Annotated in this window: 23 protein-coding genes; 15 read left to right on the plus strand and 8 right to left on the minus strand. The window is 57.4% G+C overall.

What is annotated here, in order from left to right; translation table 11 throughout:
* The first annotated feature begins 115 nt into the window (after positions 1-115).
* The gene (locus tag VGK14_RS03435; RefSeq protein ID WP_331507531.1) at positions 116-1,756 is read left to right on the plus strand and encodes an ArnT family glycosyltransferase; all 1,641 of its coding nucleotides are present in this window, start codon (positions 116-118) and stop codon (positions 1,754-1,756) included.
* Positions 1,757-1,760: 4 nt separating this feature from the next.
* Here VGK14_RS03435 and VGK14_RS03440 read toward each other — a convergent pair whose 3' ends face one another.
* The 5 genes from VGK14_RS03440 to VGK14_RS03460 all read right to left on the minus strand — a co-directional run bounded on the left by VGK14_RS03440 (position 1,761) and on the right by VGK14_RS03460 (position 5,936).
* Positions 1,761-2,411: an ABC transporter ATP-binding protein gene (locus VGK14_RS03440; protein ID WP_331507532.1), complete on the minus strand. Its 651-nt coding sequence runs from the start codon at positions 2,409-2,411 to the stop codon at positions 1,761-1,763.
* Positions 2,408-3,103: an ABC transporter permease gene (locus VGK14_RS03445; protein WP_331507533.1), complete on the minus strand. Its 696-nt coding sequence runs from the start codon at positions 3,101-3,103 to the stop codon at positions 2,408-2,410. The genes VGK14_RS03440 and VGK14_RS03445 overlap by 4 nt, the downstream gene beginning before the upstream one ends.
* A 9-nt stretch (positions 3,104-3,112) precedes the next feature.
* Positions 3,113-3,943: a substrate-binding domain-containing protein gene (locus VGK14_RS03450; RefSeq protein WP_331507534.1), complete on the minus strand. Its 831-nt coding sequence runs from the start codon at positions 3,941-3,943 to the stop codon at positions 3,113-3,115.
* An 18-nt stretch (positions 3,944-3,961) separates the two neighbouring features.
* Complete coding sequence (locus VGK14_RS03455) at positions 3,962-5,458, minus strand: OprO/OprP family phosphate-selective porin (protein WP_331507535.1); 1,497 nt, start codon at positions 5,456-5,458, stop codon at positions 3,962-3,964.
* 142 nt (positions 5,459-5,600) lie between these two features.
* Positions 5,601-5,936: a winged helix-turn-helix domain-containing protein gene (locus VGK14_RS03460; protein ID WP_414691698.1), complete on the minus strand. Its 336-nt coding sequence runs from the start codon at positions 5,934-5,936 to the stop codon at positions 5,601-5,603.
* A 163-nt stretch (positions 5,937-6,099) separates the two neighbouring features.
* On the opposite strand from VGK14_RS03460, the gene moaA reads away from it, so the two are divergent.
* The 9 genes from moaA to VGK14_RS03505 all read left to right on the plus strand — a co-directional run bounded on the left by moaA (position 6,100) and on the right by VGK14_RS03505 (position 16,795).
* Positions 6,100-7,095 (plus strand): GTP 3',8-cyclase MoaA, encoded by a 996-nt coding sequence (gene moaA, locus VGK14_RS03465; protein ID WP_331507537.1) that lies wholly within the window; start codon positions 6,100-6,102, stop codon positions 7,093-7,095.
* Positions 7,095-7,901 carry a formate dehydrogenase accessory sulfurtransferase FdhD gene (locus tag VGK14_RS03470; RefSeq protein WP_331507538.1) on the plus strand — a complete coding sequence of 269 codons (807 nt, stop codon included), beginning with the start codon at positions 7,095-7,097 and terminating at the stop codon, positions 7,899-7,901. The genes moaA and VGK14_RS03470 overlap by 1 nt, the downstream gene beginning before the upstream one ends.
* Positions 7,898-8,467 (plus strand): molybdenum cofactor guanylyltransferase MobA, encoded by a 570-nt coding sequence (gene mobA, locus VGK14_RS03475; RefSeq protein WP_331507539.1) that lies wholly within the window; start codon positions 7,898-7,900, stop codon positions 8,465-8,467. Before VGK14_RS03470 ends, mobA begins: the two co-directional genes overlap by 4 nt.
* Entirely contained in the window at positions 8,464-9,024 is a 561-nt protein-coding gene (mobB, locus tag VGK14_RS03480; protein WP_331507540.1) for a molybdopterin-guanine dinucleotide biosynthesis protein B, read from the plus strand. The genes mobA and mobB overlap by 4 nt, the downstream gene beginning before the upstream one ends.
* Positions 9,021-10,289, plus strand: coding sequence for a gephyrin-like molybdotransferase Glp (glp, locus tag VGK14_RS03485; protein WP_331507541.1), 1,269 nt, complete (start codon positions 9,021-9,023; stop codon positions 10,287-10,289). The genes mobB and glp overlap by 4 nt, the downstream gene beginning before the upstream one ends.
* A gap of 82 nt (positions 10,290-10,371) precedes the next feature.
* On the plus strand, positions 10,372-12,585 hold the full coding sequence (locus VGK14_RS03490; RefSeq protein ID WP_331507542.1) for a TonB-dependent receptor: 2,214 nt from the start codon (positions 10,372-10,374) through the stop codon (positions 12,583-12,585).
* 76 nt (positions 12,586-12,661) lie between these two features.
* On the plus strand, positions 12,662-13,801 hold the full coding sequence (gene flhB / locus VGK14_RS03495; protein ID WP_331507543.1) for a flagellar biosynthesis protein FlhB: 1,140 nt from the start codon (positions 12,662-12,664) through the stop codon (positions 13,799-13,801).
* A complete protein-coding gene (gene flhA / locus VGK14_RS03500) occupies positions 13,801-15,882 on the plus strand; it encodes a flagellar biosynthesis protein FlhA (RefSeq protein ID WP_331507544.1) in 2,082 nt (693 codons plus the stop codon). Before flhB ends, flhA begins: the two co-directional genes overlap by 1 nt.
* Before the next feature lie 181 nt (positions 15,883-16,063).
* On the plus strand, positions 16,064-16,795 hold the full coding sequence (locus tag VGK14_RS03505) for a quinoprotein dehydrogenase-associated SoxYZ-like carrier (RefSeq protein WP_331507545.1): 732 nt from the start codon (positions 16,064-16,066) through the stop codon (positions 16,793-16,795).
* 65 nt (positions 16,796-16,860) lie between these two features.
* On the opposite strand, the gene VGK14_RS03510 is transcribed toward VGK14_RS03505, so the two are convergent.
* Complete coding sequence (locus VGK14_RS03510; protein ID WP_331507546.1) at positions 16,861-17,460, minus strand: cytochrome b; 600 nt, start codon at positions 17,458-17,460, stop codon at positions 16,861-16,863.
* 232 nt (positions 17,461-17,692) lie between these two features.
* Between VGK14_RS03510 and VGK14_RS03515 the strand changes: the two genes are divergently transcribed.
* Both VGK14_RS03515 and VGK14_RS03520 read left to right on the plus strand, forming a co-directional pair.
* The gene (locus VGK14_RS03515; protein ID WP_331507547.1) at positions 17,693-18,613 is read left to right on the plus strand and encodes a quinoprotein relay system zinc metallohydrolase 2; all 921 of its coding nucleotides are present in this window, start codon (positions 17,693-17,695) and stop codon (positions 18,611-18,613) included.
* Positions 18,614-18,719: 106 nt separating this feature from the next.
* Positions 18,720-19,457 carry an energy transducer TonB gene (locus tag VGK14_RS03520; protein WP_331507548.1) on the plus strand — a complete coding sequence of 246 codons (738 nt, stop codon included), beginning with the start codon at positions 18,720-18,722 and terminating at the stop codon, positions 19,455-19,457.
* Between the two features lie 288 nt (positions 19,458-19,745).
* On the opposite strand, the gene thpR is transcribed toward VGK14_RS03520, so the two are convergent.
* On the minus strand, positions 19,746-20,342 hold the full coding sequence (thpR, locus tag VGK14_RS03525; protein WP_331507549.1) for an RNA 2',3'-cyclic phosphodiesterase: 597 nt from the start codon (positions 20,340-20,342) through the stop codon (positions 19,746-19,748).
* On the opposite strand from thpR, the gene VGK14_RS03530 reads away from it, so the two are divergent.
* From VGK14_RS03530 to lplT, 3 genes are all read left to right on the plus strand, one after another.
* Positions 20,342-20,797, plus strand: coding sequence for a peroxiredoxin (locus VGK14_RS03530; RefSeq protein ID WP_331507550.1), 456 nt, complete (start codon positions 20,342-20,344; stop codon positions 20,795-20,797). The two genes, thpR and VGK14_RS03530, sit on opposite strands and share 1 nt — an antisense overlap.
* An 81-nt stretch (positions 20,798-20,878) precedes the next feature.
* The gene (locus VGK14_RS03535) at positions 20,879-22,279 is read left to right on the plus strand and encodes a PhoH family protein (RefSeq protein ID WP_331507551.1); all 1,401 of its coding nucleotides are present in this window, start codon (positions 20,879-20,881) and stop codon (positions 22,277-22,279) included.
* 66 nt (positions 22,280-22,345) lie between these two features.
* Positions 22,346-23,521, plus strand: coding sequence for a lysophospholipid transporter LplT (lplT, locus tag VGK14_RS03540; protein ID WP_331507552.1), 1,176 nt, complete (start codon positions 22,346-22,348; stop codon positions 23,519-23,521).
* A 1-nt stretch (position 23,522) separates the two neighbouring features.
* Here lplT and VGK14_RS03545 read toward each other — a convergent pair whose 3' ends face one another.
* Positions 23,523-24,863 (minus strand): NAD(P)/FAD-dependent oxidoreductase, encoded by a 1,341-nt coding sequence (locus VGK14_RS03545; protein ID WP_331507553.1) that lies wholly within the window; start codon positions 24,861-24,863, stop codon positions 23,523-23,525.
* Between the last annotated feature and the right edge of the window lie 12 nt (positions 24,864-24,875).

Consider the following 24,875-nt stretch of genomic DNA (forward strand, 5'->3'; position numbering starts at 1 on the left):
GCAGCTTCGGCTGCCTTTTTCATTTGCTAGAATGACGATATGAGCGATCTCAAACAGATATCCCTTGCCTATTGCGAGCGTCCCACGCCCGTGGTGGAAGCCTGGAAAGACTAAGATGTCGGTCGAAATGGAGCATGACTGGCAAGCCATCTTCGCCACGCCGAAACCGAAAATCGGCGAGCGCGCCAAGACTAATCTGCTGTTGCTGCTTTGCCTGCTCTGGGTGTGTTTCGGCTTGGTCGGACATACCCCGTGGAAGCCGGACGAACTGCAGAGCATCAGCGTCATCAAGCATCTCCTGCAGGGCGGCAGTTGGGTAGTTCCGTCGATGGCGGGAGAACCATTTCTGGAAAAGCCGCCGCTGTATTACCTCTCGGCAGCGGTGTTTGCCAAGCTGTTTTCCCCGCTGTTCGCCCCTCACGATGCGGCTCGTCTCGCCACCGGCATGTGGATGGCGCTCACGCTGACATTCATCGGCATGACCGGGCGCGAACTATGGGGGATGGGTTCCGGTCGCCAGGCAACGCTCATCTTCCTGGCTTCGATCGGACTGGTATTTTCCGCTCACACTTTGAATCCGGATGTCGCAGGACTGGCCGGCTATGCGATGGCCTTTTATGCGCTGGCGCTCGCGCCTCGCAAACCGCTGCGCGCAGGCCTGGTTCTGGGCACCGGCGCGGGCATCGGCTTTCTCTCCAAGGGCTTATTGCCGCTTGCAGCCATCCTGGCGACAGCGCTGCTGTTGCCGCTCCTGTTTCGTCACTGGCGACGCACTTCCCACCTGCTGGTGCTCGGCACAGCCATTATCAGCGCCTCACCGTGGATTGCTCCCTGGCTGATCGCATTGAAGCAGCAGCCCCCTGCGCTGCTCCAGTTATGGCTTGCATCGGAAACCGCCGGCAGCGTCGCTTTCGGATATTTCACCAAGACGCTCAGCTGGTATGCTTGGCCAGCGCTGCCGCTAGCGGCATGGACGCTATGGCGCATGAAGCCGGATCGCTCTTCCATCCAGTTGCCATTGTTGTTTTTTCTGGTCATTTTTCTCGTGCTGGGCATAAGCGCGAGCAGCCGCGATATTCATGCCTTGCCGCTGTTATTGCCTCTCGCCCTGCTTGCCACGCCCGCCGTCGATACGCTGCGCCGCGGCGCTGCCAGTGCGCTGGATTGGTTCGGCGTCATGCTGTTCGGTACTTTCGGTTTCCTGGTCTGGCTGGGCTGGTTCGCAATGATGACCGGCATGCCAGGCAAGCTGTCGCAGCGCATGCACAAATTATCTTTGGCATATGTGCCTGAATTCAGCCTGCTGGCCTTTCTGTTGGCGCTCGCATTGACCATGGTATGGGCCGCAGTGGTTTTCAAAGCCAACAAGCGCAGCAACCGCGCAGCGGTTACCGACTGGGCAGTAGGCATGACGATGGTATGGGGGTTGGTAATGACACTATGGCTGCCCTGGCTGGACGCCACCAAAAGCTATCAAGGGACTTTCGAGTCACTGCGCAAGGCATTGCCGTCAAGCTACGCCTGCGTCACCGGGCGCGATCTGGGCGATTCGCAACGCGGCGCGCTGGATTATCATGCCGATATCCGCGTACAGCGTTTCGAAACGGCACAGCGCCTGGAATGCGACCTTTACCTGATTCAGGACGAGCGCGGCCAGGATAAAATCGATCCGGGATCGGATTGGCGATTGATCTGGGAAGGTAAACGGCCCAACGATAGGCGCGAAAGCTTCAGGCTGTTTCAGCGCCGCCAGTAAGCCATCAGCCTATTCTCAAACGACTGCTTTCCAGGCTGAGCCGGATCGCGCCTTCCAGCGTCATCAAATCCCTGTCGTGGGTCGCGATCAGCACGCAATTGTTGGCGTCGCGCATCTGCCGGATCAAATCGGCAACCTGCTCGCGCGCGACATCATCCAGGTTGGCCGTCGGTTCATCCAGCAGCAATAATTCCGGTTTGAGCACGCGCGCCCGGGCCAGCGCGACACGCTGCTTCTCCCCGCCGGAAAGCTTTTGCGGCGGGACATCAGCCAAATGGGAAATGCCCGCCCACTCCATTTCTTTCCGCACCAGTTCCAGGCGCTCCCGACCCGGCACCCCGCGCAATTTGAGACCGTATTCGATATTGGCGATCACGCTGGTATGGAACAGATAGGAATGCTGATGCAGATAGATCATGCGCGGCGCCAGCCGCGCACGTTCGACCGCGCGATCGTAACGTACGCCGTCGAATACGAACGCTCCGCTCTGTGCCTGCTCCAGACCGGCCAGAATGCGCAGCAAGGTAGTCTTGCCGGCGCCGTTTTCGCCTAGCAGCAGATAAGTTGCGCCGCGCACCAGCATCAACGCATCGATTTCCAGCAGTAGCCGCTCGCCGTGCGCTTTACGCAAGCCCTGTACTGCCATCAGCGTCATCGCATGTCCCCCTTGCCCTGCAACCAGGCGAGGATGAAATTCACCGTCAATGCCAACGCCACCAGCACCGTGCCTAGCGCGATACCTTGCGCGAACTCGCCCTTGCTGGTTTCGAGCGCAATCGCGGTGGTAATGTTGCGCGTGGCACCGGCGATATTGCCGCCGACCATCATGGCGCAGCCGATTTCCGACAATACGCGACCGAAACCATTGGCGATTGCCGCCATTACCGAAAACCGAGCTTCCATCAATATCGTCAACGCCGCGCGTAGCGGCGATGCGCCCAGTGTGCGTGCGGTTTCCGCGGTGCGGGGATCCAGCCCCTGCACCGCGGTCAGCGTCATTGCGGCAAGAATGGGGAAGGCCAGCAGCGCCTGGCCCAGAATCATCGCTTTCTGGGTGAACAGCCAGTGCCATTCGCCCAACGGGCCAACGCGCGACAGCACCAGATAAAGCAGCAGGCCGATCACCACCGTGGGTAAGGCTAGCAAAGTCTGCAGCAAGATAATCAGCAGGCGGCGGCCGGGAAACGTGAGTGTAGCCAGCACAAAACCAAACGCCACGGCAGGTGCGACCGCCAGCAGCAACGCAAGCAAGGATACGCGCAGGGAAATCCAGATGATTCCCCACAACGCGGCATCGCCGCCCAGCAATAACTCGAATGCGTGCCGGGCGGCTTCTGCCAGAGTCATTTGCGGAAATTACTTAGCGGAAGGCATGAACAATTGTTCGCCACCGACCTTGAAATCGGCGATCAGCTTTTGCCCTTCCGCTGAAGTGATCCAGTTGATGAGTTCGGTCGCCCCCTTGTAATTGATATCCGGATATTTCTTCGGATTGACGGCGATGATGCCGTAGGGATTGAACATTCTGGGATCGCCCTGCATCAGGATGGGAAGCCCGATTTTATCGCGATAGGAAATATAGGTACCGCGATCGGACAGCGTATAGGCTCGCATTTCACCTGCCATCATCAGCACCTCGCCCATGCCCTGCCCGGCGGAGACATACCATCTGGATTGAGCATTATTCTCTTCGGGTTTGGTACCGAGCGCCTTCCAGTAGCCTTTTTCCATCTGGTCGGTGCCGGAATCGTCCCCGCGCGAGATGAATTTCCATTTGGTATCGGCAATCTTCTTCATCGCCGCCAGCACGTCCTTTTCGCTTTTAATTCTGGCCGGATCGTTGTTGGGGCCGATCAACACGAAATCGTTATACATCACGTCGCGCCGGTCTATGCCATGCCCGGCGGCGACAAAGGCATCCTCGGCCGAGCGCGCATGCACCAGCACCACGTCCACGTTGCCGTCCTCGCCCAGCTTGAGTGCCTTGCCGGTGCCAACCGAGATGACGTTCACCTTGCAGCCGCACTTGGCCTCGAACCTGGGCAGCAGGTAATCCAGCAGGCCGGAATTGGAGGTGCTGGTAGTTGTTGCAAGGCGCAGAATATTCTTGTCGGTTGCCTGCGCCGGCAGCGCCATCAGCCCCGCAAGAAGAATCAAGCCTATGAATGACCGAAGTAATCGTTGCATTTTTTCGCACCTTAGCCGTTAAAAATCATACTGAGCCCGCAGCACGAGCGCATCTTCGTTGTCGTCGACCTTGCCGTTTATTGTGATTGGCGTATCGAACCTGGTGTGCGTGTAGTTCAACACGATTCGCGCATTGGGATTAAGTATCCATTTAGCCCCGGCAGTCCAGGCATCGGCCTCGCTGGTAAGCGCAGTGCTGGCCGTCGCGACCGGCAACAACGCCTTAAAGTCGGATGCGTCAAATTTGCTGTAGCGGATGCCCAGTTCGACCGCACCCCAACCGTCTTTATCACCGAAATTATGCTTAGGCCGGATACGGCCGAATACTCCGCTCTTGTAACTATCCGACCAGCTTTCACCGCTTACCAGCCAGTTCAAATCCGCGTACCAAACTTTGATGTCATTATCAAATATCGTTGTGTTATTGGGCGTCAGGAGGGCTGTGCCCACGCGCTTGCCTTCAAAATTAGCATCGATGTATTCCGTCTGGAACTTGACCGGGCCATAAGCAAGAGCGGTTTCCAAGCCCCAGCGGGTACGATCCGCCCTATTGTGTCCACCCAATGCCGTTACGCTAAAGAACGTGGCGCCATTGGCTTCCGTAACTTGACTGATACTATTGCCCGCTGACGTGGAAAAACCGATATTGCCCGTGCTGGCAGAAGCGCCGACATGAATGACAGCATTTTTAATATCTGCCAGATTGGCGAAGTTAGCGTTGATGCGGCCGCCGATGTCTTTAGAATCGTTCACATCATCGTTGTTCTGGCCGGTGCCATTGACGACATAAGCGTTGTAGTTGAGCCAGGGGGCAGGATCACCATAAACCATGATGCCGCGATCATAGGTTGAAGTGAAAATACTGCCGTTGTTAGTTGCAATCGAGAGCTCTGTAAAATCCGTGAAATTGGTGCTGGTCGTACGTTCCAAGCCGAAGAAAGGCTTGAACTGCCCCGCGCGAATTTTCGCTCCGCTCCAATGGGTATAGTCGAGGTAGCCATAGGTCAGTGCCGTCGTTCCTTTTGCGCCCGTATTATCGTTGGCATATTCGCCCTCCACACGCACGGCGAAATCTTTCAGGAAAGAAAATGTGCCGCCAAAACGTCCCCTGCGGATGCTGAAAGTGTCATTCTTCCATTCTGTGGGATCATACGTGCGGTAATCTGCCTGTATTCGCCCATTAATTTGCAGCTTCCAGTTTCCGGTACTGTCCTCGAACGCCAGCCCATCCTTGAAAGCAGCAAATACCGGATTGCCGGTACTCTTGCCCTTCTCGGCCATTTTGCCTTCCCTGGCCTGTGCCAGTTGATCCTGCACAGCCATCAGCTCCTTGCTCAGCGCCTGCAGTTGCTGATCCTGTTCCGCGCGCTGCTGCTGCATCTGCTGCATCATTTTTTCCAGTTGTTGCATGCGCGCATTGGCATCCGTTACGGAATCATCCGCCAGAGACAGGGTTGGCAGCACCAGCGCAGCGGCTACCGCAAAAAGCAATTGCTTCTTGATCAAGGGGATCATTTAGAGGGGCTCCGGAGGTAAGGTTATCGTAATATATAGATAAGCAAAACGAAACGGAATATTTAAATGTATATAACGATAAATGTCAAAGATCCCATACCTTGGGAAAACCATTAGTGTGAACACGCCCCAGGAAATCAGGCTACTCTACCGGCCGCAGCAGTATTGCCAGCGCTTCGACTTCGGCAGTGACAGCGGCATTGGCCTTCAGCTCCAGATCGCGATAGCGGCCTAGTACTTCAAGACCGAATGCCGTGACCTGCGCCCCGCCACCATGACTGCCACCGGTTGCCGTCTCCACCACCGGCTGGAGGAAACAGCGGTTCATGGTATCCACCAGGTCCCAGGCCCGGCGATAGGACATGCCCATCGCGCGCGCCGCCGCGGAGATGGAGCCCGCGCGCTGGATCGCCTCCAGCAGGTCCGCTTTGCCCGAGCCTATCGCCGACTCGGTACCGTGCGGGATATGAATTTTCAAAAACTTGGATGACATGATGACCGCCGCGCAATAATTGAGTAAAATACTCGGTTATTAACCTTGGTTCCGTCGGCGTTGTTTTACGCTGGCGAAACGCATAAAATCGCTATGCTGTCTAACGCATTACATTATTTCGGCCTTATTTTATCACCACACCGCTAACGTGCCCTCATCCACCACCCTCATTGATCGCTTCGGCAGGAAAGTCGACTACATCCGGCTCTCCATCACGGATCGTTGCGATTTTCGCTGTACCTATTGCATGGGCGAAGACATGGAGTTCCTGCCGCGCGACGAAATCCTCACGCTGGAGGAATGCGCTCGCTTGGTGTGTGCGTTCGTCGATTTGGGCGTCGGCAAGGTACGCATTACCGGCGGCGAACCTCTAGTCCGCAAGGATGCGCTCAAGCTGTTCCAGGACATCGGCCGCCTGCCGGGTTTGCGCGAACTGACCCTGACCACTAACGGTTCGCAACTGGAGCACTATGCGGACGACTTGCGCGCGGCCGGCGTGCGGCGCATCAACATAAGTCTCGACAGCCTTAAGCCCGAGGTTTTCCGCCGCATCACGCGCGTCGGCGATCTATCCAAAGTATTGGCCGGCATCCGGGCAGCGCAAAAGGCCGGTTTCGAGAACATCAAGCTCAACGCCGTGCTTATGCATGGCATCAACGATCATGAACTGTTCGACCTGGTGGATTTTGCAATCACCCAGCCACTAGACATTTCCTTCATCGAGGAAATGCCGCTGGGCGAAGTCGACCACGCGCGCCGGCAAACCTGGTGCAGCAACGACGAGACGCTGAAACGCCTGCAGCAGCAATACACCATGCTGGCGAGTGCCGAAAGCACGGGCGGACCGGCCAAATATTGGCGCATCGCGGACACACACACCAAGGTCGGCTTCATCTCGCCGCACAGCCACAACTTCTGCGAAGACTGCAATCGCGTGCGCATTACCTGCAAGGGTGAGCTGTTCCTGTGCCTGGGCCAGGAGGATAAGGTCGATTTGATGCCATTGCTGCGCGGCACCACAGATGACGCCCCGCTGCGCCAGGCCATCGTCGACTCGATGCAGATCAAGCCCAAGGGCCACGATTTCGATATCCGGCGCGCGCAGCCGTCGGTGGTGCGGTTCATGTCAATGACGGGCGGATAATGGCTTATCGTCCGCAGCTGACCCAGGCCAGCCGACCGGCAACCTTTCCCGCTCTTGCCCTGGATGAAACCGGTAGTGAAATCGCCGTAGAGATCGCCGGCGAGCACCCGCTCACGCTGTACGTCGACAAACGCGAGATCGTCACGCTGATGACCCTGGGCGCGGCGCCGGAAGCGCTCATCGTCGGCTACCTGCGCAACCAGCGCATGGTGGGAAGCCTCGAGGAAATCGCCGCGGTACAGGTGGACTGGGAAACCGAGGCAGCCGCGGTGACGACCCGCCACGGTGTCGAGAACCTGGACGAACGCCTCGGAAAACGCACCGTCACCACCGGCTGCGGCCAGGGCACGATGTTCGGCGACCTCATGGAAGAATTCGAGCATCTGCATCTGCCCGACGACGCCGTTCTCACCGAAGCGACGATGTACGCGCTGCTCGACAACCTGCGTCATTACGACACCCTCTACAAACGCGCCGGCGCCCTGCACAGCTGCGCGCTGGCCCAGGGCAGCGAAATCCTCTATCACGTCGAGGACGTCGGCCGCCACAACGCAGTGGACGCAATTGCCGGCCTCATGTGGCTGGATGATATCGAAGGCGCGGACAAGGTTTTCTACACCACCGGGCGGCTGACCTCGGAAATGGTCATCAAGGCGGCGCAGATGGGCATCCCTTTCATCGTCTCGCGCTCCGGTATCACCCAGATGGGCTATGAGGTCGCGCAGCAGGTGGGCATCACACTGATCGGCCGCGCCAAGGGCAGCCATTACCTGTTGTTCACGGGGCGGCACCGTTTGCGCAAATGAAGATCACCGGCATGATATTGGCGGGCGGGCTGGGGCGCCGCATGGGGGGGGTTGATAAAGGCTTGGTCCTGCTGCACGGCAAGCCCATGGTTGAACATGTCGCCGCCCGCTTCGCACCGCAGGTGGACGAATTGCTGATCAACGCCAACCAGAATACGGAGGCTTACGCCCGGCTTGGATACCGTGTCATCCCGGACGCCATGACCGGCTATGCAGGCCCGCTGGCCGGGTTGCAAACCGGCCTGGCAGAGGCTGGCCGCGAACTGGTGGCTACCGTGCCCTGCGATTCGCCTTTTCTGCCCGATGATCTGGTTATTCGCCTGGAGTCGGCATTGCAGGCTCAAGATGCCCAGTTGGCAGTCGCCGTTACTTTTGACCAGCCTCATCCGGTATTCTGCCTGTGCCGGCGCGACGTATTGCCGCATCTCACCGCTTTTCTCGATAACGGCGGCCGCAAGATCGACGCCTGGTATGCCACCTTGCGCGTGGCCGAGGTCAATTTCGACGATGAAGCGGATGCTTTCATGAACATCAACACCCCGCAAGAACTGGATGCCGCCAAATGAAGCATGCGACCCCATTGCTTGGCTTTTGCGCCTGGGGCAGCGGCATCGGCAAAACCACGCTGCTCACCAGCCTGATCCCGGTACTGGTAGCGCATGGCGTGCGCCTGTCTGTCGTCAAGCACGCGCACCACACTTTCGACATCGACCACCCCGGCAAGGACAGCTACCGCCTGCGCGAAGCCGGCGCCGTGCAGATGCTGCTCGGCTCGAAAAACCGCTGGGCGCTGATCACCGAGCGCTCGCGCACCGACGAAGGCCAGCGCGAGGTCGGGCTGTTCGACCTGCTGCCGCACATGGATACCGCGCAGGTGGACATGATTCTCGTGGAGGGCTTCAAGCAGGAGCCCATTCCCAAGATCGAAGTGTTTCGTCCGTCGCTGAACAAGCCATTGTTGGCGGATAGCGACCCCAATGTCATTGCGGTCGCCGCCGACGGCCCGGTTCAAACCCGGCTACCGGTGCTCGACCTCAACAATCCGAACGCCATCGCCGATTTCGTGCTGGACTGGCTGAGACGCCAGCAGCCCGCCGTCAAATTACAGGGAGCCGCCGTATGACCCAACCCGATTTCATCCAGGCCAGCTGCGCCGACGACTACGACCCCGACTCGATGCCGGTGGACAAGGCGCGCCATTTCATTCGCGCCTATCTGGAACCGGTCCAGGCACAGGAGAGCATTCATTTGCGCGGCGTGTTGGGCCGCGTATTGGCGCAGGACATCCTGTCGCCCTGCAACGTCCCCAACCACGACAATTCGGCGATGGACGGCTACGCCCTGAACGGCGCCGACCTGCCCGCAAGTGGCCAGGCTTCGTTGCAGGTCGTCGGCACCGCCTTCGCCGGCAAAACCTTCGCCGGCAAGGTGGGAAGCGGCGAATGCGTACGCATTATGACCGGTGCGGTAATGCCGGACCAGACCGACACCGTCATCATCCAGGAGCACGTCCAGGCCGAAGGCGACCGCATTACCTTCGGCGCTGGCACCAAAGCCGGCCAGAACCGGCGCTTCGCCGGCGAGGATCTCAAGCTGGGGCAAGTGGTATTGCCGGCCGGCCATCTGGTGCGGCCAGCCGACCTGGGGCTGATCGCTTCGCTCGGCATCGGCGAAGTCAGGGTTTACCGTAAGCTGCGCGCGGCCTTCTTCTCCACCGGCGACGAACTGGCCAGTATCGGCCAGCCTCTCGCAGCCGGTCAGGTGTACGACAGCAACCGCTATACCATCTACGGCATGCTGTCACGGCTGGGGGTGGAAATCATCGACATGGGCGTGGTGCGCGACGATCCCATACTGCTGGAAAAAGCGTTGATAGAAGCCTCGCAATCCGCCGACGTCGTGCTCACCAGCGGCGGCGTCTCGGTAGGCGAGGCCGACTACATGAAGGAGCTGCTCAACAAGCTGGGGCAGGTGGTGTTCTGGAAGATCGCGATGAAACCCGGCCGGCCGCTGGCTTACGGCAGAATCGGCCATGCTCATTATTTCGGCCTGCCGGGCAATCCGGTTTCGGTGATGGTTACGTTCTACCAGTTCGTGCGCGACGCGATGCTGGTGCTGATGGGGCAAGCCAATCCGCAACCGGCGCCGCTGCTCAACGCCGTGTGCATCACGTCCATCAAAAAAACCCCCGGGAGAACCGAATTCCAGCGCGGCGCCCTCGGCCTGGGCGATGACGGCGCATGGACGGTGCAGGCTATCGGCAACCAGGGCTCAGGTGTATTGCGCTCGATGAGCGAAGCCAACTGTTTTATCGTGCTATCCGACAGCTGCGGCAATATCGACGCAGGCATGACCGTCCAGGTGCAGTTAATGGACGGAATCATTTGAATTCATGAAAATCCTGATGGTTGCTTGCTTGCTGCACAGGTAGAATTGCGGACTTTGTGGTCTTCAAGACTGGAAAATGCCAATGTTTTTACCTAATTCTCTAGCTTGCGCCGTTGCCGGCACTTTTGTCGCAACCTGCGGCTGGGCGGAAGAACCGCCCAAAACTCCCGACACCGTTGTCGCCCCGGTCGTGGTAACAGCCACGCGTAGCGAACAGAACAGTTTCGACTTGCCGGTTTCGATCGACGCCATCAGCGGCGAGACTCTGCGCGAGGGGCAGCTACAGGTCAACCTTTCCGAAAGCGCCGTGCGCGTACCGGGAGTCGTCGTCAACAACCGTAACAATCCTGCCCAGGATCTCGCCATCCAGGTGCGCGGCTTCGGCGCACGCTCGGCATTCGGCGTACGCGGCGTGAGGCTTTATGCCGACGGCATCCCCATGACCATGCCGGACGGGCAAGGCCAAACCGGCACATTCAATCTGGATACGGCCAAAAGTGTGGAATTCCTGCGCGGCCCTTTTTCCGCGCTCTACGGCAACTCCTCCGGCGGCGTGGTGCAGATCTTCACGCAGGACGGCACTGACGAACCCGTGCTTTCCGGCGGCGCCACCTTTGGCAGCTACAACACGCGTCGCGGCAGCCTGACGTTAGGCGGCGACAATGACGGTTTCAATTACATCGTCAACGGATCGACCTTTCGCACCGATGGCTACCGCGATCATTCCGAAGCCCGCCGCGATACCGTGCATGGCAAAATCAAGGCCAACCTAGGCAAATCAACTTCCCTGACCATAGTCGCCACCGCGCTGGACCAGCCCGACAACAACGACCCACAAGGCCTGACGCCGGAGGAATACCGCGCCAACCCCAAGCAAGCCAGCCAGGCCGCGCTCACCTTCGACACCCGGGTTTCGCGTAGCCATGAACAAGTCGGCGCGACACTGGAGCATCGCCTGACCGCAGCCGACACTTTGCGCGTAATGGGCTATTTCGGACGCCGCCAGAACGAGCAGTTTCTGTCCACTGCAATTGGCGCGCAAACCGGCAACGACCTGAATGGCGGCGGAGTATCCACCATCGACCGGGATTTTGGCGGCGTCGACCTGAGATGGGAGCATGCAGGCAAAATCGCCGAACTCCCCTACACCTTTACTGCCGGCCTCAATTACGACCAGATGAATGACGCGCGCAAGGGTTATGAAAATTTCGTCGGCGGCTCGGGCACGGTCTGCGGCGCCAGCGGGCGCATATGCGGCGTGAAGGGCGCGCTGCGGCGCGACGAGGACAACGACCTGTTCAATTTTGACGAATATCTGCAAGCCTCGGTCGATCTACACCCGCGCTGGACCGTGAGCGGCGGGATACGTCATAGCAAGGTCAACTTCAAGGCCAGGGACCGCTTCACCCGCGACACGGCAGCAGCCGGAATCAATGGCGACGACAGCGGATCGGTGACCTATACCGAAACCACGCCGGTGATAGGTGCAGTGTTCCGCTTTACCGACAGCATCAACCTCTACGCCAATGCCGGCAAAAGTTTTGAAACACCGACATTTGTGGAATTGTCCTACAGCCCTACCGGCAGTGGCCTGAACTTCGGCCTCAAGCCGGCCACGAGCCGCCAGTACGAAGTCGGCGCCAAGGCAGTATTGAGCACCACCACACTGGTCAATCTCGCATTATTCAAGATCAAAACCGATGACGAGATCGTCGTGTTCCAGCAGGTAGGCGGGCGCACCGTCTATCAAAACGTGCCCAGCACGGAGCGCAAAGGTCTGGAACTGGCGCTGGACAGCCGTCCCGGCCACGGGCTCGGATTCTATCTGGCCTATTCCTTGCTGGACGCCGAATTCACCTCGCCTTTCCAGGCCTGCAACATTCCAGGCGGCGCGGGCACCACCACCTGCAATCCAGCCACCCCCGGCAACCTGGAAACCATCCGCTCCGGCGGCAACATCCCCGGAACTTACCGTCATACCCTGTATGGCGAAGCGTCCTGGAAGCATCGAGCGAGCGGCTTCTCCACAGCGATCGAAATGCGCAAATTCAGCAAGACCTACGTCAATTTTGATTCCCAAGACGGGGCGGCCGATGGCTATACGGTATTCAACTGGCGCGGCGGATTCAGCCAGCAGCTGAAAGGCTGGAGCTTCAGCGAATTCCTGCGCATCGAAAACCTGTTCGCCCAAAAATATGTCGGCTCGGTACGGGTTGCAGATCTTCAGCGTAAATTCTTCGAACCTGCACCGCCCCGCAACTGGCTCTTCGGCCTCAACGCCGGTTACCAGTTTTAAGGCATGCACTACTGCAAAAAACCCGCCTCTGGCGGGTTTTTTTCTTGCAGCTTAAGCTTTGCAGTAAAATTCTTCCATGGCTGATGACAGCGATCTCGAACGCACTGAACCGGCGTCAGGACGGCGCCTGGATGAGGCGCGCTCCAAAGGCAATATTCCCCGTTCACGCGAACTCAACACCTTTGTCATCCTGATGGCCGGCGGAGCCGGGCTCATGATTATGGGTCCCAAGCTGGCCAACGGAATACTCGATCTGGCGCATCAATGGTTCACGTTCAACCAGGTCTCCCTGGCCGACCCCAACCTGATGTGGAAACGTTTCATCGATACGGCAATTTCGATGATCGGCCTGTTCATGCCGCTGCTGGTGGTATTGCTGATCGCGGTGCTGGCCGCGCCACTGGCCATCGGCGGCTGGCTGTTCAGTGTCGAAGCGCTGCAACCCGATTTCGGGCGGCTCAATCCGTTGAAAGGCCTCACCCGCGTATTCTCGGTCAACGGACTGGTGGAACTCGTCAAAGCGCTGGCCAAAACGCTAGTGGTTGGCAGCGTGGCGTACTGGGTGCTGATGGGCAAAAAAACCGAAATCCTTTCACTGGCGGCTGAACCCATTAGCGGCAGCATTCCGCATCTGGCGAACATGCTTGCCTGGACCTTCATTCTGATCACGGGCGCGATGGCGTTGATCGTTTCCCTGGATGTTCCGTTCCAGCTCTGGGAGTACTACCGCAAATTGCGCATGACCAAGGAAGAGGTGCGCAAGGAATCCAAGGAAAGCGAAGGCGACCCGATGATCAAGGGACGCATTCGTGCCCTGCAGCGCGAGGCGGCGCGCAAGCGCATGATGGCGGAAGTGCCCAAGGCCGATGTCATCGTCACCAACCCGACCCACTATGCAGTGGCGCTTGTCTATCGCGAAAAAGAAATGCGCGCGCCGCGGGTGGTGGCAAAAGGCTCCTATCTGCTGGCGCAACGCATCCGCGAACTGGGCGAAGAACACCATATCCCTATCCTGCAAGCGCCGCCATTGGCGCGTGCGCTTTACAAGCACACCGAACTGGACCAGGAAATCCCCTCTGCATTGTTTGCCGCAGTCGCTGAAGTGCTGGCCTACGTGTACCAATTGCGCAGCTATAATAGCGGGGCCGGCGACATGCCCCAAAAACCGGCTGACTTGCAGGTACCGGAAGGCATGGATTTCGAGGACACCGAGTAATGGCCGTATTGGCTGCCCCCAAGCTGAACATGCGCGAGTTTGCAGCTCCGCTGCTGATCATCATGATCCTCACGATGATGGTGCTGCCGTTGCCGCCGTTCTTGCTCGACCTGCTGTTCACCTTCAACATCGCCCTGGCCATCATTGTCATCATGGTCAGCGTGTACACGCTCAAGCCGCTGGATTTCGCCGCCTTTCCCACCGTGCTTCTATTGACCACGCTGTTGCGGCTTTCGCTGAACGTAGCCTCGTCGCGCGTGGTGCTGATGGAAGGCCATACCGGTCCCGATGCCGCCGGCAAGGTGATCGAAGCATTCGGCCATTTCCTCGTCGGCGGCAACTATACCGTCGGCATCATCGTCTTCATCATTCTGGTGATCATCAATTTCGTGGTGATTACCAAGGGTGCCGGCCGCATCGCCGAGGTGAGCGCCCGCTTCACCCTGGACGCGATGCCGGGCAAGCAAATGGCGATCGATGCCGACCTCAATGCCGGCATGATAGGCGAGGAGGTCGCCCGGAAAAGACGTACCGAAATCGCTCAGGAAGCCGAGTTCTACGGCTCCATGGACGGGGCCAGCAAATTCGTGCGCGGCGACGCGATTGCCGGCATCATGGTCACCCTGATCAACATCATCGGCGGCCTGATTGTCGGCATGGTGCAACACGACCTCGATTTTGCCACCGCCCTCAACAACTACACACTGCTGACCATCGGCGACGGCCTAGTGGCACAGATTCCGGCGCTGATCATCTCGACCGCGGCCGGTATCGTCGTGACCCGTGTCGGCGGGGATGGCAGCGAAGACGTCGGTACCCAAATGCTGGGGCAGATGTTCTCCAATTCCAAAGTGCTCTACCTGACGGGCGGCATGCTGGGCACGCTCGGCATTCTCCCCGGCATGCCGCATTTCGCTTTCCTTTCGCTTGGCTCGCTTACCGGCGGCATCGGCTATTTGCTGGATAGCCGCGCGCGCGAAGCCCAGGCCGGCGCTGCCATGGAGCAGGAAGCCGCCGCCGCTTCTCCGCCGACCGAGATGCCGGAGGTCGGCTGGGACGATGTGATGCCAGTGGACGTTCTGGGCCTGGAAGTGGGCTACCGCCTGATTCCGCTAGTAGACCGCGGCCAGGACGGCGAATTGCTGCGGCGCATCCGCGGCATTCGCAAAAAGTTCGCGCAGGACATGGGTTTCCTGGTGCCGGCAGTGCATATTCGCGACAATCTGGAACTCAAGCCCAATGCCTACCGTATCACGCTCAAGGGAGTGGAAATCGGCCAGGGCGAGGCTTTCGTCGGCCAATTTCTGGCGATCAATCCCGGGCGCGTGATGGGCGAACTGCCCGGCGCCAAAACCAAGGACCCGACCTTCGGTTTGCCGGCCACCTGGATAGAAGGCGAAATGCGCGACCAGGCGCAGGCCTTTGGCTATACCGTCGTCGATGCCTCCACCGTAGCCGCCACGCATCTGTCCAACGTCATCCAGGGCCATGCACCGGAATTGCTGGGACGGGAAGAAACCCAGCAGCTGCTCGACCGCGTCGGCAAGGAATCGCCCAAGCTGGTGGAAGATCTCATCCCCAAGTCGTTGCCGCTGGGCACCTTGCAAAAGGTTCTGCAAAACTTACTGGCCGAAGGCGTGCATATCCGCGACATGCGCACCATTATCGAATCCCTGTCGGACAATGCCCCGCGCATCCAGGATGCCGACCAGCTGACCTCCGCCGTGCGTGTAGCCTTGGGCCGCGCGATCACCCAGCAGTTGTTCCCGGGAAATTCCGAAATGCAGGTCATCGCCCTCGCCCCCCGTCTTGAAGGCATTCTGATGCAAGCCACCCAGATGCCGGGCACGGACGGGCCCGGCCTGGAGCCGGGACTCGCCGATCAGCTACTGCAAGGCGTCAGCCATGCCGCCGAACAACAGGAACAAATGGGCATGCCGGCAGTGCTTTTGGTTCCGGGGCCATTACGCAGCTTGCTGGCGCGTTTCCTGCGGCGGTCGGTACCCCAGCTCAATGTGCTGGCCCATACCGAGATTCCAGATGGGCGGACGATACGCGTCATACATACCGTAGGCAACTAGGGCGTGCTCACACTAGCTCTGCATCATCGCCAATACCCACATCAAAACAAGGAACTTGTTGCATGGTGTAGGGGTCTGTCAGGAACAAGGTTCTGCTAAACGGAGGGGGATAGTCGTGTGTAGCTCAAAATACAGGATGGCGGGGTTTGCCTTAGCCTTAAGCGCATACAGTGGCGCGGCATTGGCCCAGGCTTCAGAAGCCTTGTGGCCGGTGCTGAAAGAAGTCTTTTTTGCCGGAAAAACCGTGGAGAAAGCGAATTTCATCAAGCTTGAAGGGCCGGTCCGCGCCGAAAGTGGCGCCCAGGTCCCAATTACGCTGACGGTGGAAAAGCCTCTGCATACCGCCGACGCCATTAAAAGAGTGTATATCATCGTCGATGCCAACCCGATCCCGCTGGCGGCTACCTATCATTTCACTGCGCTGAGCGGCAAGGCGCAAATCGCCACCCGCATTCGCATGGAAACCGATTCGTATGTGCACGCTATCGGCGAAACCGCCGATGGCAGACTGTATATGACTGCGCTGCCCATTCGCGCAGCCGGCGGCTGCGGCGGTCCGGTCGATGGCGACGAAACGGCCATTCGAGCCGCTGCCGGCAAGATCAAGCTAAACGTCGAACAACCCGTCAAATTCGGTGAAGCCAATCTTGCCACGCTGATGATCAAACACCCGATGTTTACCGGCTTGCAGCGCGACCTGGTGTCAGGCGGTTATCGCCCGGCGTTTTACATGCAGAAACTGGATTTGAGCTATAACGGCAAGCCTGTCATGCACGTCGATTTCGGTGTAGGCACTGCCGAGGACCCTTATATGCGTTTCTTCTATCAGCCGGATGCACCCGGCACGCTGGACGTCAAGGCTATCGACAACGAGGGCAAGGAATTCAGCCAGCATATCGATGTCGCGAGCTGATTTTTACGCCACACAACGACAAGGGGCGCTCAGGCGCCCTTGTTATCCCCGATGAAACTCGGCCGTTACTTCAACAACATGCGATCCATGACTTCATCCTTATCAACCACCTTGTGCTTGATAGCTGCTGCCACATGGAGAGCAATCGCAACCAGCAATATCCAGCCGACAATTTCGTGGCTTTCCTTGAAAATCTCGCGCAGCCCGGCATCATCCAGGCCCGCAACCAGCGGCAGGCCAAACCATTTGATGCCATATTTGCTGTAAACCGCAGTCGCCGCTCCCAGCAGGGGTACAGCCACCATCAGCACATACAGCAGCTTATGCATAAGCTCGGAAAATTTGATTTCCCAATCCCGCATGCTGGCCGGAAAAGCCGGATAACCTTGTCGGATGCGGATATATACGCGGACCACCAATATCAGCAGCAAGGTAACACCCAACGATTTGTGCAGATTGAAATAAAACGTGCGGGAAGAAATGGCTTCCACGAATTGCATGGTATAGATGCCGAGATCGAATAAATCCAACGATGTAGACTTGGGACCTTTTTGCGGCAATTCGGCCATGTACCAGCCCAAGCCGAACAATGCCAGAATAATCAACGCCGTCAGCCAGTGCAGAATGATCGCGGATTTGCTGTATTTTTGTATTGCTTCGCTCATAAGCTCTACCTAAATTATTAAAGAGATTTTTCAGGGAAATGTGCCACAAGTGGGTTCGATTTACGGCATTGTCTGCGGTTTGCAATATACTCTTTTTTATCTGTCGGATGTATCGCGGCTTGGGAGCCAGTAATGTCTGGCAGGCAGAAACTCAACGGTTACGCCATGGTCGAACCTAATCTTGTCATGATAACCTTAACCAGATTTTGACCAATCGGTTCTTTCAGCTCCCATGCCTAAAAACTTCATGCAGCTATTATTTTTATTGCCCCTCCTGCTTTCACCCGTTGCTTGGGCCCAGCCCTTGCCGGTAGAGGAAATCGCTGACGGCGTGTATGTCCATCACGGCATTCATGAAGAACTGGACGATGGCTACCACGGAGACATCTGTAATATCGGTTTTATCGTCGGCCGGAAAGGGGTGGCCGTCATTGACAGCGGCGGTACCTACAATATTGGCCAGCGGCTCAAGGAGGCCATTCGCAAGGTTACCGACCTGCCTATCCTGTATGTGATCAATACGCACGTCCACCCCGACCATATCTTCGGCAATGCGGCATTCAAGGCGGATCATCCGATGTATGTCGGCCATGCCAAACTGGCCGAGGCCATGGAACGGCGCGCGGAAACCTACTTGCGCAATAATACGGCCTGGCTGGGCGCAGCCTTTGCCGGCAGCGAAATCATAAAACCAACCGCAACCGTCGACACCACACTGGAACTCGACCTTGGCGGACGCACGCTTGTACTCACCGCCTGGCCGCCCGCCCATACCAATACCGATGTTACCGTGCTGGACCGTAATACCGCAACATTATGGACCGGCGATTTGCTTTTCATCGAGCGTACGCCTTCGATGGATGGCGACACCCGAAATTGGCTCAAACTGATCCCACAACTCAAGGAAATTCCGGCCAAACAGGCTGTGCCTGGTCATGGGCCGGTTACCGCAAACTGGCGCGCCGCCATGGATAACGAGAAGCATTATTTCGATATTTTGTTGAGCGATATTCGGGACAGTATCCGGAAGGGCATCTCGATGGAAAGAACCATGAGCACGGCCGCTGCCAGCGAAAACAGCAAGTGGGTTTTATTCGACACCGTTAATCGCCGCAATGTGAATATTCTCTATCCCCAACTGGAGTGGGAATAATCTACATTCAGAAGTATTTTTCATTAATTTCATAATGTTAGACGGGTAAAAGCGACATTTTATTTGCTGCTATAATCCGTTCCTTTTGCTCGCTCATCGCATACCCATGGCACCACGCTCAGAAACCCGTCAACATGGCCGCGTGAATGTCATGCTCATGGCTGCGCTGTTGTTCTCGCTGGGTTTGCATATGGTAGTGCTTGCCGTGCTTCCCGGAATGCCGACAGACCAGAATAAAACTCCTGTTCAGCTATCCGTGGAATTGCAACCTCCACCCAACCCGCTGCCGCCACTCGAACCACCGAAACCACCGGAGTCCGAAAAACCCAGGCAGCCTCCCAAAAAACCGCTGCCGCAGCCAAAACCCAAGCCATTCCCTGCCCCGCTACCGCACGCGGAAACGCCACCGACGCTGGTACATGCGCCCGAGCCGCAACCTGCGCCGCCGGTCAGCAGCGCCGCGCCTCCGTCCGTGACACCGCCGCCAACGTTTAGTGCGCCTCCGCTGCCGGAGCCTCCCAAACCCAGAGGACCTTCGGAACAGGAAATTGAAAATGCGCGCGGCAATTACGGCAATTTGCTGTCACGCGAATTTGCCAAGCATAAGCAATATCCGCGTATCGCCCAGATACGCGGCTGGCAGGGGAGCGTCAAGGTCGAACTGCACATCGATGCCAACGGCGGCATCACTTCGATAAATATCAGTGAATCCAGCGGCTTTGAAGTACTGGACAAACAGGCGCTCGAAATGGTGCGTAAGACATTGCCGCTGCCACAGTCGCCGGAGGCGTTGCGCGATCGGCAGTTCACCATTATCGTGCCGATAGCGTTTCGCCTCGAATAACTCTCATGCAGCAGGGCTGCAGGCGCGCGGTGATCTCTATCGCCAGATGAAGGAACTGTTCGATGCCCAGTTTCTCGCCGATCCACAGGCTTAGGCCGAATACGATGAATTTACGCTACGCATAGAAGAGCATTTTCGCCAGCTCGAATCTCTTGCCGAAGGGCGCAACGGAGCTGGCTACGCTGGAAGCAAGGTCTGCAAAACGCACGGCGGCAGGATCAGTTTCAGCGCACAAACCGGCGGCGGAACGCAGGCAATGCTCCTAGCCAACCACATCGCAACAGCAAATTACGCCAGCGGCCAGCGGCCGAGTATCCGATAATGCACCTGTTCCATTTCTGTCACCGACTGCACTAGAACAAACTCATACACTGGCCATAACATCGGCGCTATCGGCTGCGCCTGAGGCGTATGCGCCATTTTGCGCAGCAATGTGACATGTGGCGTAAATGAACGCTGATCGAAATGAAAGCCGGCCTCAGCCACGCACGACCGCAGGCGCAGGACCAGCGCAGACAAGGCATCCGCTGTAGAGGTGGGGGCCGCATATCCGATCGCGTTGTGCCGCCAGCCGGCAAATTGTTCCAGTGTCAGGCTGAATGCGGAACCATGCACGGCGGCTACGGCGGATTTCAGCTGAAGCAGGCGCCCAGCAGAAATATCTCCAAGAAACAGCAAGGTAAGATGGAGGGACTCCGCACGCATTACCCGGCCGCCGCATTGCGTTTGATAGTGCCTGGCCAGCCCATGCAACGCACCGCTTATCGGAGAATCCGGCCATAACGCAAAAAATAGGCGCAGTTTCTCCTTGTCTGGCTGTTCGCTCTTGCCTTGCTCACGGTTTTTCACAACAATGACGACATTCGCTTTAATATTGGTACACAATGCTAAACCAGTCCGTACCGGATTTCGAGCTTCCTGCCACCGGAGGCGTTCAATTCCGGCTTTCCCAGTGCAAAGGCAAACTGGTCGTCATTTACTTTTATCCCAAGGACTCCACGCCTGGCTGCACCACGGAAGGGCAACAGTTCCGCGATCTCTATCCGGAGTTTCGAGCCGTTGGCGCAGAGATATTCGGCATATCGCGCGACAGCTTAAAATCTCATGAAAACTTCAAGGCCAAGCTAAGCCTGCCCTTCGCATTGTTGAGCGACACGGCGGAATCGGCCTGTACGCTGTTCGGCGTTATGAAGATGAAAAACATGTACGGTAGACAAGTGCGAGGCATCGAACGCAGCACTTTCGTCCTCGACGCACAAGGCGTACTGCGGTACGAGTGGCGCGGCGTCAAGGTCGACGACCATGCGCAACAAGTATTGGATTTTATTAAAACGCTCTGAATCATTGCAACTCAGAAATTATCAAAAGCACAGTGTACTCATCATCTTTGACCTTCGTGACACAATAAAGGATAGCCTCGCATGACCAAAAAACGCGGCACCCACTCCAAGCTGTTCGTCCTCGACACCAACGTACTGATGCACGACCCTTCCAGCCTGTTCCGCTTTGAAGAACATGATGTCTATCTGCCGATGGTGACGCTGGAAGAATTGGACAACAACAAAAAAGGCATGACGGAAGTTGCACGCAATGCCCGCCAGGCCAGTCGTTTTATTGAAGAAATCATCGGGTCAACGCTCGACAGCCTGGAAGATGGCTGCCCGCTTTCCAAAAACGGCAATAACTTCAGTAGCGGTCGGTTATTTCTGCAAACCCGTGCCGTCGTCACCGTCGAGCTCCCGATGCTGGCCGGCAGCAAGGCCGACAATCAGATACTGGGGGTGGTTGCGGACCAGCAGAAGAAATTTCCGGAACGCCAGGTGATCCTGGTCAGCAAGGACATCAACATCCGCATCAAAGCCCGTGCAATGGGTATCGCGGCACAGGATTACTTCAACGACAAGGTACTTGAAGATACCGAATTGTTGTATACCGGCACCACGGAGCTGCCTGCGGATTTCTGGGACAAGCACAGCAAGAACATGGAATCCTGGCAGGAAGCCGGGCGTATGTTTTATCGGGTAACCGGGCCGTTATGTTCTTCGTTGCTGGTCAACCAGTTTGTTTATTATGACTTCGAAACCCCGATGCATGCCATCGTGCGCGGACAGGAAGGCAATAGCGCCGCGCTCGAAGTACTCAAGGATTACACCCAGCCCAAACATAACGTCTGGGGCATCACCGCACGCAACCGCGAGCAGAATTTCGCATTGAATCTGCTGATGGATCCGGAGATCGATTTCATCACGCTTCTCGGCCAGGCCGGCACCGGCAAAACACTGCTGACATTGGCTTCCGCGCTGACCCAGACGCTGGACAAAAAAATCTACAGCGAAATCATCATGACGCGGGTAACCGTTCCGGTTGGCGAGGATATCGGTTTCCTGCCGGGGACCGAAGAGGAAAAAATGACGCCGTGGATGGGTGCGCTGGAAGACAACCTGGACGTACTCAACAAAACCGACGACGAAGCCGGCGACTGGGGGCGCGCCGCCACCCAGGATCTCATCCGCACCCGCATCAAGGTGAAGTCGATGAACTTCATGCGCGGACGCACCTTTCTGCATAAATTCCTGATTATCGACGAGGCGCAGAACCTCACGCCCAAGCAGATGAAAACACTGATCACCCGCGCCGGCCCCGGCACAAAGGTGGTCTGTCTCGGCAACATCGCTCAGATCGACACCCCATATCTGACCGAGGGCAGTTCGGGCCTGACCTACGTGGTGGATCGCTTTAAAGGCTGGTCGCACAGCGGCCATATCACGCTGATGCGTGGAGAACGTTCGCGTCTGGCAGATTTTGCGGCCGAGACCCTGTAAACTCCTATATCATATAAAACATAACAACCACGGCGGCGCGTTTCGGCCTGCCGTGGTTAATTATTCATGAATCCAGGCTTTTATCTCATTCTTGCGGCACAGTTTCTGTCCGCCCTCGCCGACAATGCCTTGCTGTTTGCAGCCATCGCGTTGCTCAAGGAGCTTTCCGCACCCGATTGGCATACCCCGCTGCTGCAAGAATTTTTCATTATTTCCTATATCCTGCTAGCGCCCTTCGTCGGTCCGTTCGCCGATGCCCTACCCAAAGGCCGGGTAATGTTCATCTCCAACGCAATCAAATTCGGTGGCTGCCTGGCGATGTGGATGGGAATGCCCCCGCTTTATTCCTATGGCATTGTCGGCATAGGCGCGGCAGCTTATTCACCAGCCAAATACGGGATTCTGACGGAATATCTACCGCAGCATTTGCTGGTCAAAGCCAACGGCTGGATGGAAGGCACGACGGTGGCAGCGATCATTTTGGGAGCCATCGTCGGCGGCATGCTCGCCACCATCAGCCCACACCTCGCTCTTGCCGTCATTACCGGCCTCTATCTGCTGGCGGCCGGTTTCAACCTGCGCATTCCACATGTGCCTATCGACCATCGTATGCCCAAGAGAAATCCGTTATATGCGCTACATGATTTCTGGCATTCTTTCACCGCGCTTTGGCGCGATCCTCAAGGGCAGGTTTCGCTCGCGGTTACGACCTTATTCTGGGGTGCTGGCGCCACCATGCGCCTTGTGGTCATTGCCTGGGCTGCAGCCGCTCTCAATCTAGGTTTGGACCGTGCGACACAACTGACCGCAACCGTCGCGCTCGGTATCGCTTTCGGTTCGGTATTCGCGGCACGTTACGTCAAGCTGCACGAATCAGCCAAGGTATTGCCAGCCGGCATCGCGATGGGCATCCTGGTTGCCGCCATGGCAGTGATACATGATTGGCGGCTCGCCAGTTTTCTGCTGTTTCTGATCGGAGTGCTTTCAGGCTATTTTGTCGTGCCACTCAATGCCTTATTGCAACACCGCGGCCACATTCTGATCGGTGCCGGACACTCCATTGCGGTACAGAACTTCAATGAAAATCTGGGGATCCTGCTGATGATCGCCGCCTACACCATGATGGTGAAGGCAGCCCTTCCAATCAACTGGATAGTGTTGATTTTCGGCGGATTTGTCAGCCTCAGCATGACGATGATTTATCAGCGCTACCGCCGGCAATCCAGAAACTCACAACAATAAATCAATGCAGCTTGACGCGCGGTTGGGTGCGACGCGTGATCATGCGCGCCAATGTGTCGAGAAATACCTTGCTGAAACCGTGTAACGCGTACAAATGCATTTTATAAAGTGAGCGATACATCAGTCCGGCTATCGTCCCCTGAATGAACAGTGCTCCACCAGTCAGGCTGCCCATCAGGTTGCCGACAGTTGTGTATTTGCCCAGATTCACCAGCGATCCGAAATCGCGGTACTTGTATTCCGGCAAGGGTCTGCCTTTGAGCCTGTGGTTGATAGTCTTTACCAGCATCGAAGCCTGCTGGTGCGCTGCCTGGGCCCGTGGCGGCACCAATGCGTTCCCCGCCTTGCCAGGCAATGGGCAAGCAGCGCAATCGCCCAGCGCGAAGATATTGCCGTCTCTGGTGGTTTGCAGCGTAGGCTCAACCACCAGTTGATTCGCCCAGTTTGTTTCGAGGCCATCCAGATCTTTCAGGAAATCCGGCGCCTTGATGCCCGCTGCCCATACAATCAGCTGCGCCGGAACAATTCGCCCGCTTTGCGTATGGACTCCCTTCTCGTCTACTTTGGTCACGCGCTCCCCCAACTCCAACGATACGTTCAACTTGCCCAACTGGCGCTGCACTTCCAGCGACAGCTCTTCCGGCAATGCGGATAAAACGCGCGGGGCCGCCTCAACGATACTCAACTTCACGTCACGATCAGGCTCAATGCGGTCGAGGCCATAAGCCGCGAGCTCACGGGTGGTATTATGCAATTCGGCCGCAAGCTCCACCCCGGTTGCACCAGCACCGATGATCGCCACATTCAGCTGGGCTACCGGCATTCCCGTTTCCTGAACTTGGGCTCGTATACAGGCGTTGATCAGCCGTTTATGAAACATCACGGCCTCGGCCTGAGTATCCAGGGAAATGCAATGCTCTTTCACGCCCGGCACACCGAAATCATTCGACACGCTGCCTAACGCCATTATCAGGGTGTCATATCGCATCGTGCGGCGCGGAATCAATATCTCGCCATCATCATCGTAGGTGGGCGCGAGGTAGAGCTCGCGCATATTCCGGTTCAACCCCTCCATCGCCCCCAGCCTGAAGTTGAAATGATGCCAGCGCGCCTGCGCCATATATTCAATTTCATGCTCATCCAGATCCATACTGCCCGCAGCCACTTCATGCAGCAAAGGCTTCCACAAATGGGTAGCTGACATATCCACCAGCGTGATGATCGCCCTTTCGCGTTTGCCCAAGGTGTCACCCAGGCGGGTGGCAAGCTCCAGCCCTCCTGCGCCCCCTCCTACGATTACGACATGATGGGATGGGCCCGATATCGGATGCGTTGATGCCATTAATGTTCCGTC

This window comes from Novimethylophilus sp. (assembly GCF_036504375.1).
In the GTDB taxonomy this organism is placed as follows: domain Bacteria; phylum Pseudomonadota; class Gammaproteobacteria; order Burkholderiales; family Methylophilaceae; genus Novimethylophilus.

Coding starts and splice junctions, on each gene's coding strand:
- VGK14_RS03435 (WP_331507531.1), top strand. CDS start 116: ATGTCGGTCGAAATGGAGCATGACTGGCAAGCCATCTTCGCCACGCCG.
- VGK14_RS03440 (WP_331507532.1), bottom strand. CDS start 2,411: ATGACGCTGATGGCAGTACAGGGCTTGCGTAAAGCGCACGGCGAGCGG.
- VGK14_RS03445 (WP_331507533.1), bottom strand. CDS start 3,103: ATGACTCTGGCAGAAGCCGCCCGGCACGCATTCGAGTTATTGCTGGGC.
- VGK14_RS03450 (WP_331507534.1), bottom strand. CDS start 3,943: ATGCAACGATTACTTCGGTCATTCATAGGCTTGATTCTTCTTGCGGGG.
- VGK14_RS03455 (WP_331507535.1), bottom strand. CDS start 5,458: ATGATCCCCTTGATCAAGAAGCAATTGCTTTTTGCGGTAGCCGCTGCG.
- VGK14_RS03470 (WP_331507538.1), top strand. CDS start 7,095: ATGGCTTATCGTCCGCAGCTGACCCAGGCCAGCCGACCGGCAACCTTT.
- mobA (WP_331507539.1), top strand. CDS start 7,898: ATGAAGATCACCGGCATGATATTGGCGGGCGGGCTGGGGCGCCGCATG.
- mobB (WP_331507540.1), top strand. CDS start 8,464: ATGAAGCATGCGACCCCATTGCTTGGCTTTTGCGCCTGGGGCAGCGGC.
- glp (WP_331507541.1), top strand. CDS start 9,021: ATGACCCAACCCGATTTCATCCAGGCCAGCTGCGCCGACGACTACGAC.
- VGK14_RS03490 (WP_331507542.1), top strand. CDS start 10,372: ATGTTTTTACCTAATTCTCTAGCTTGCGCCGTTGCCGGCACTTTTGTC.
- flhB (WP_331507543.1), top strand. CDS start 12,662: ATGGCTGATGACAGCGATCTCGAACGCACTGAACCGGCGTCAGGACGG.
- flhA (WP_331507544.1), top strand. CDS start 13,801: ATGGCCGTATTGGCTGCCCCCAAGCTGAACATGCGCGAGTTTGCAGCT.
- VGK14_RS03510 (WP_331507546.1), bottom strand. CDS start 17,460: ATGAGCGAAGCAATACAAAAATACAGCAAATCCGCGATCATTCTGCAC.
- VGK14_RS03515 (WP_331507547.1), top strand. CDS start 17,693: ATGCCTAAAAACTTCATGCAGCTATTATTTTTATTGCCCCTCCTGCTT.
- VGK14_RS03520 (WP_331507548.1), top strand. CDS start 18,720: ATGGCACCACGCTCAGAAACCCGTCAACATGGCCGCGTGAATGTCATG.
- VGK14_RS03530 (WP_331507550.1), top strand. CDS start 20,342: ATGCTAAACCAGTCCGTACCGGATTTCGAGCTTCCTGCCACCGGAGGC.
- VGK14_RS03535 (WP_331507551.1), top strand. CDS start 20,879: ATGACCAAAAAACGCGGCACCCACTCCAAGCTGTTCGTCCTCGACACC.
- lplT (WP_331507552.1), top strand. CDS start 22,346: ATGAATCCAGGCTTTTATCTCATTCTTGCGGCACAGTTTCTGTCCGCC.
- VGK14_RS03545 (WP_331507553.1), bottom strand. CDS start 24,863: ATGGCATCAACGCATCCGATATCGGGCCCATCCCATCATGTCGTAATC.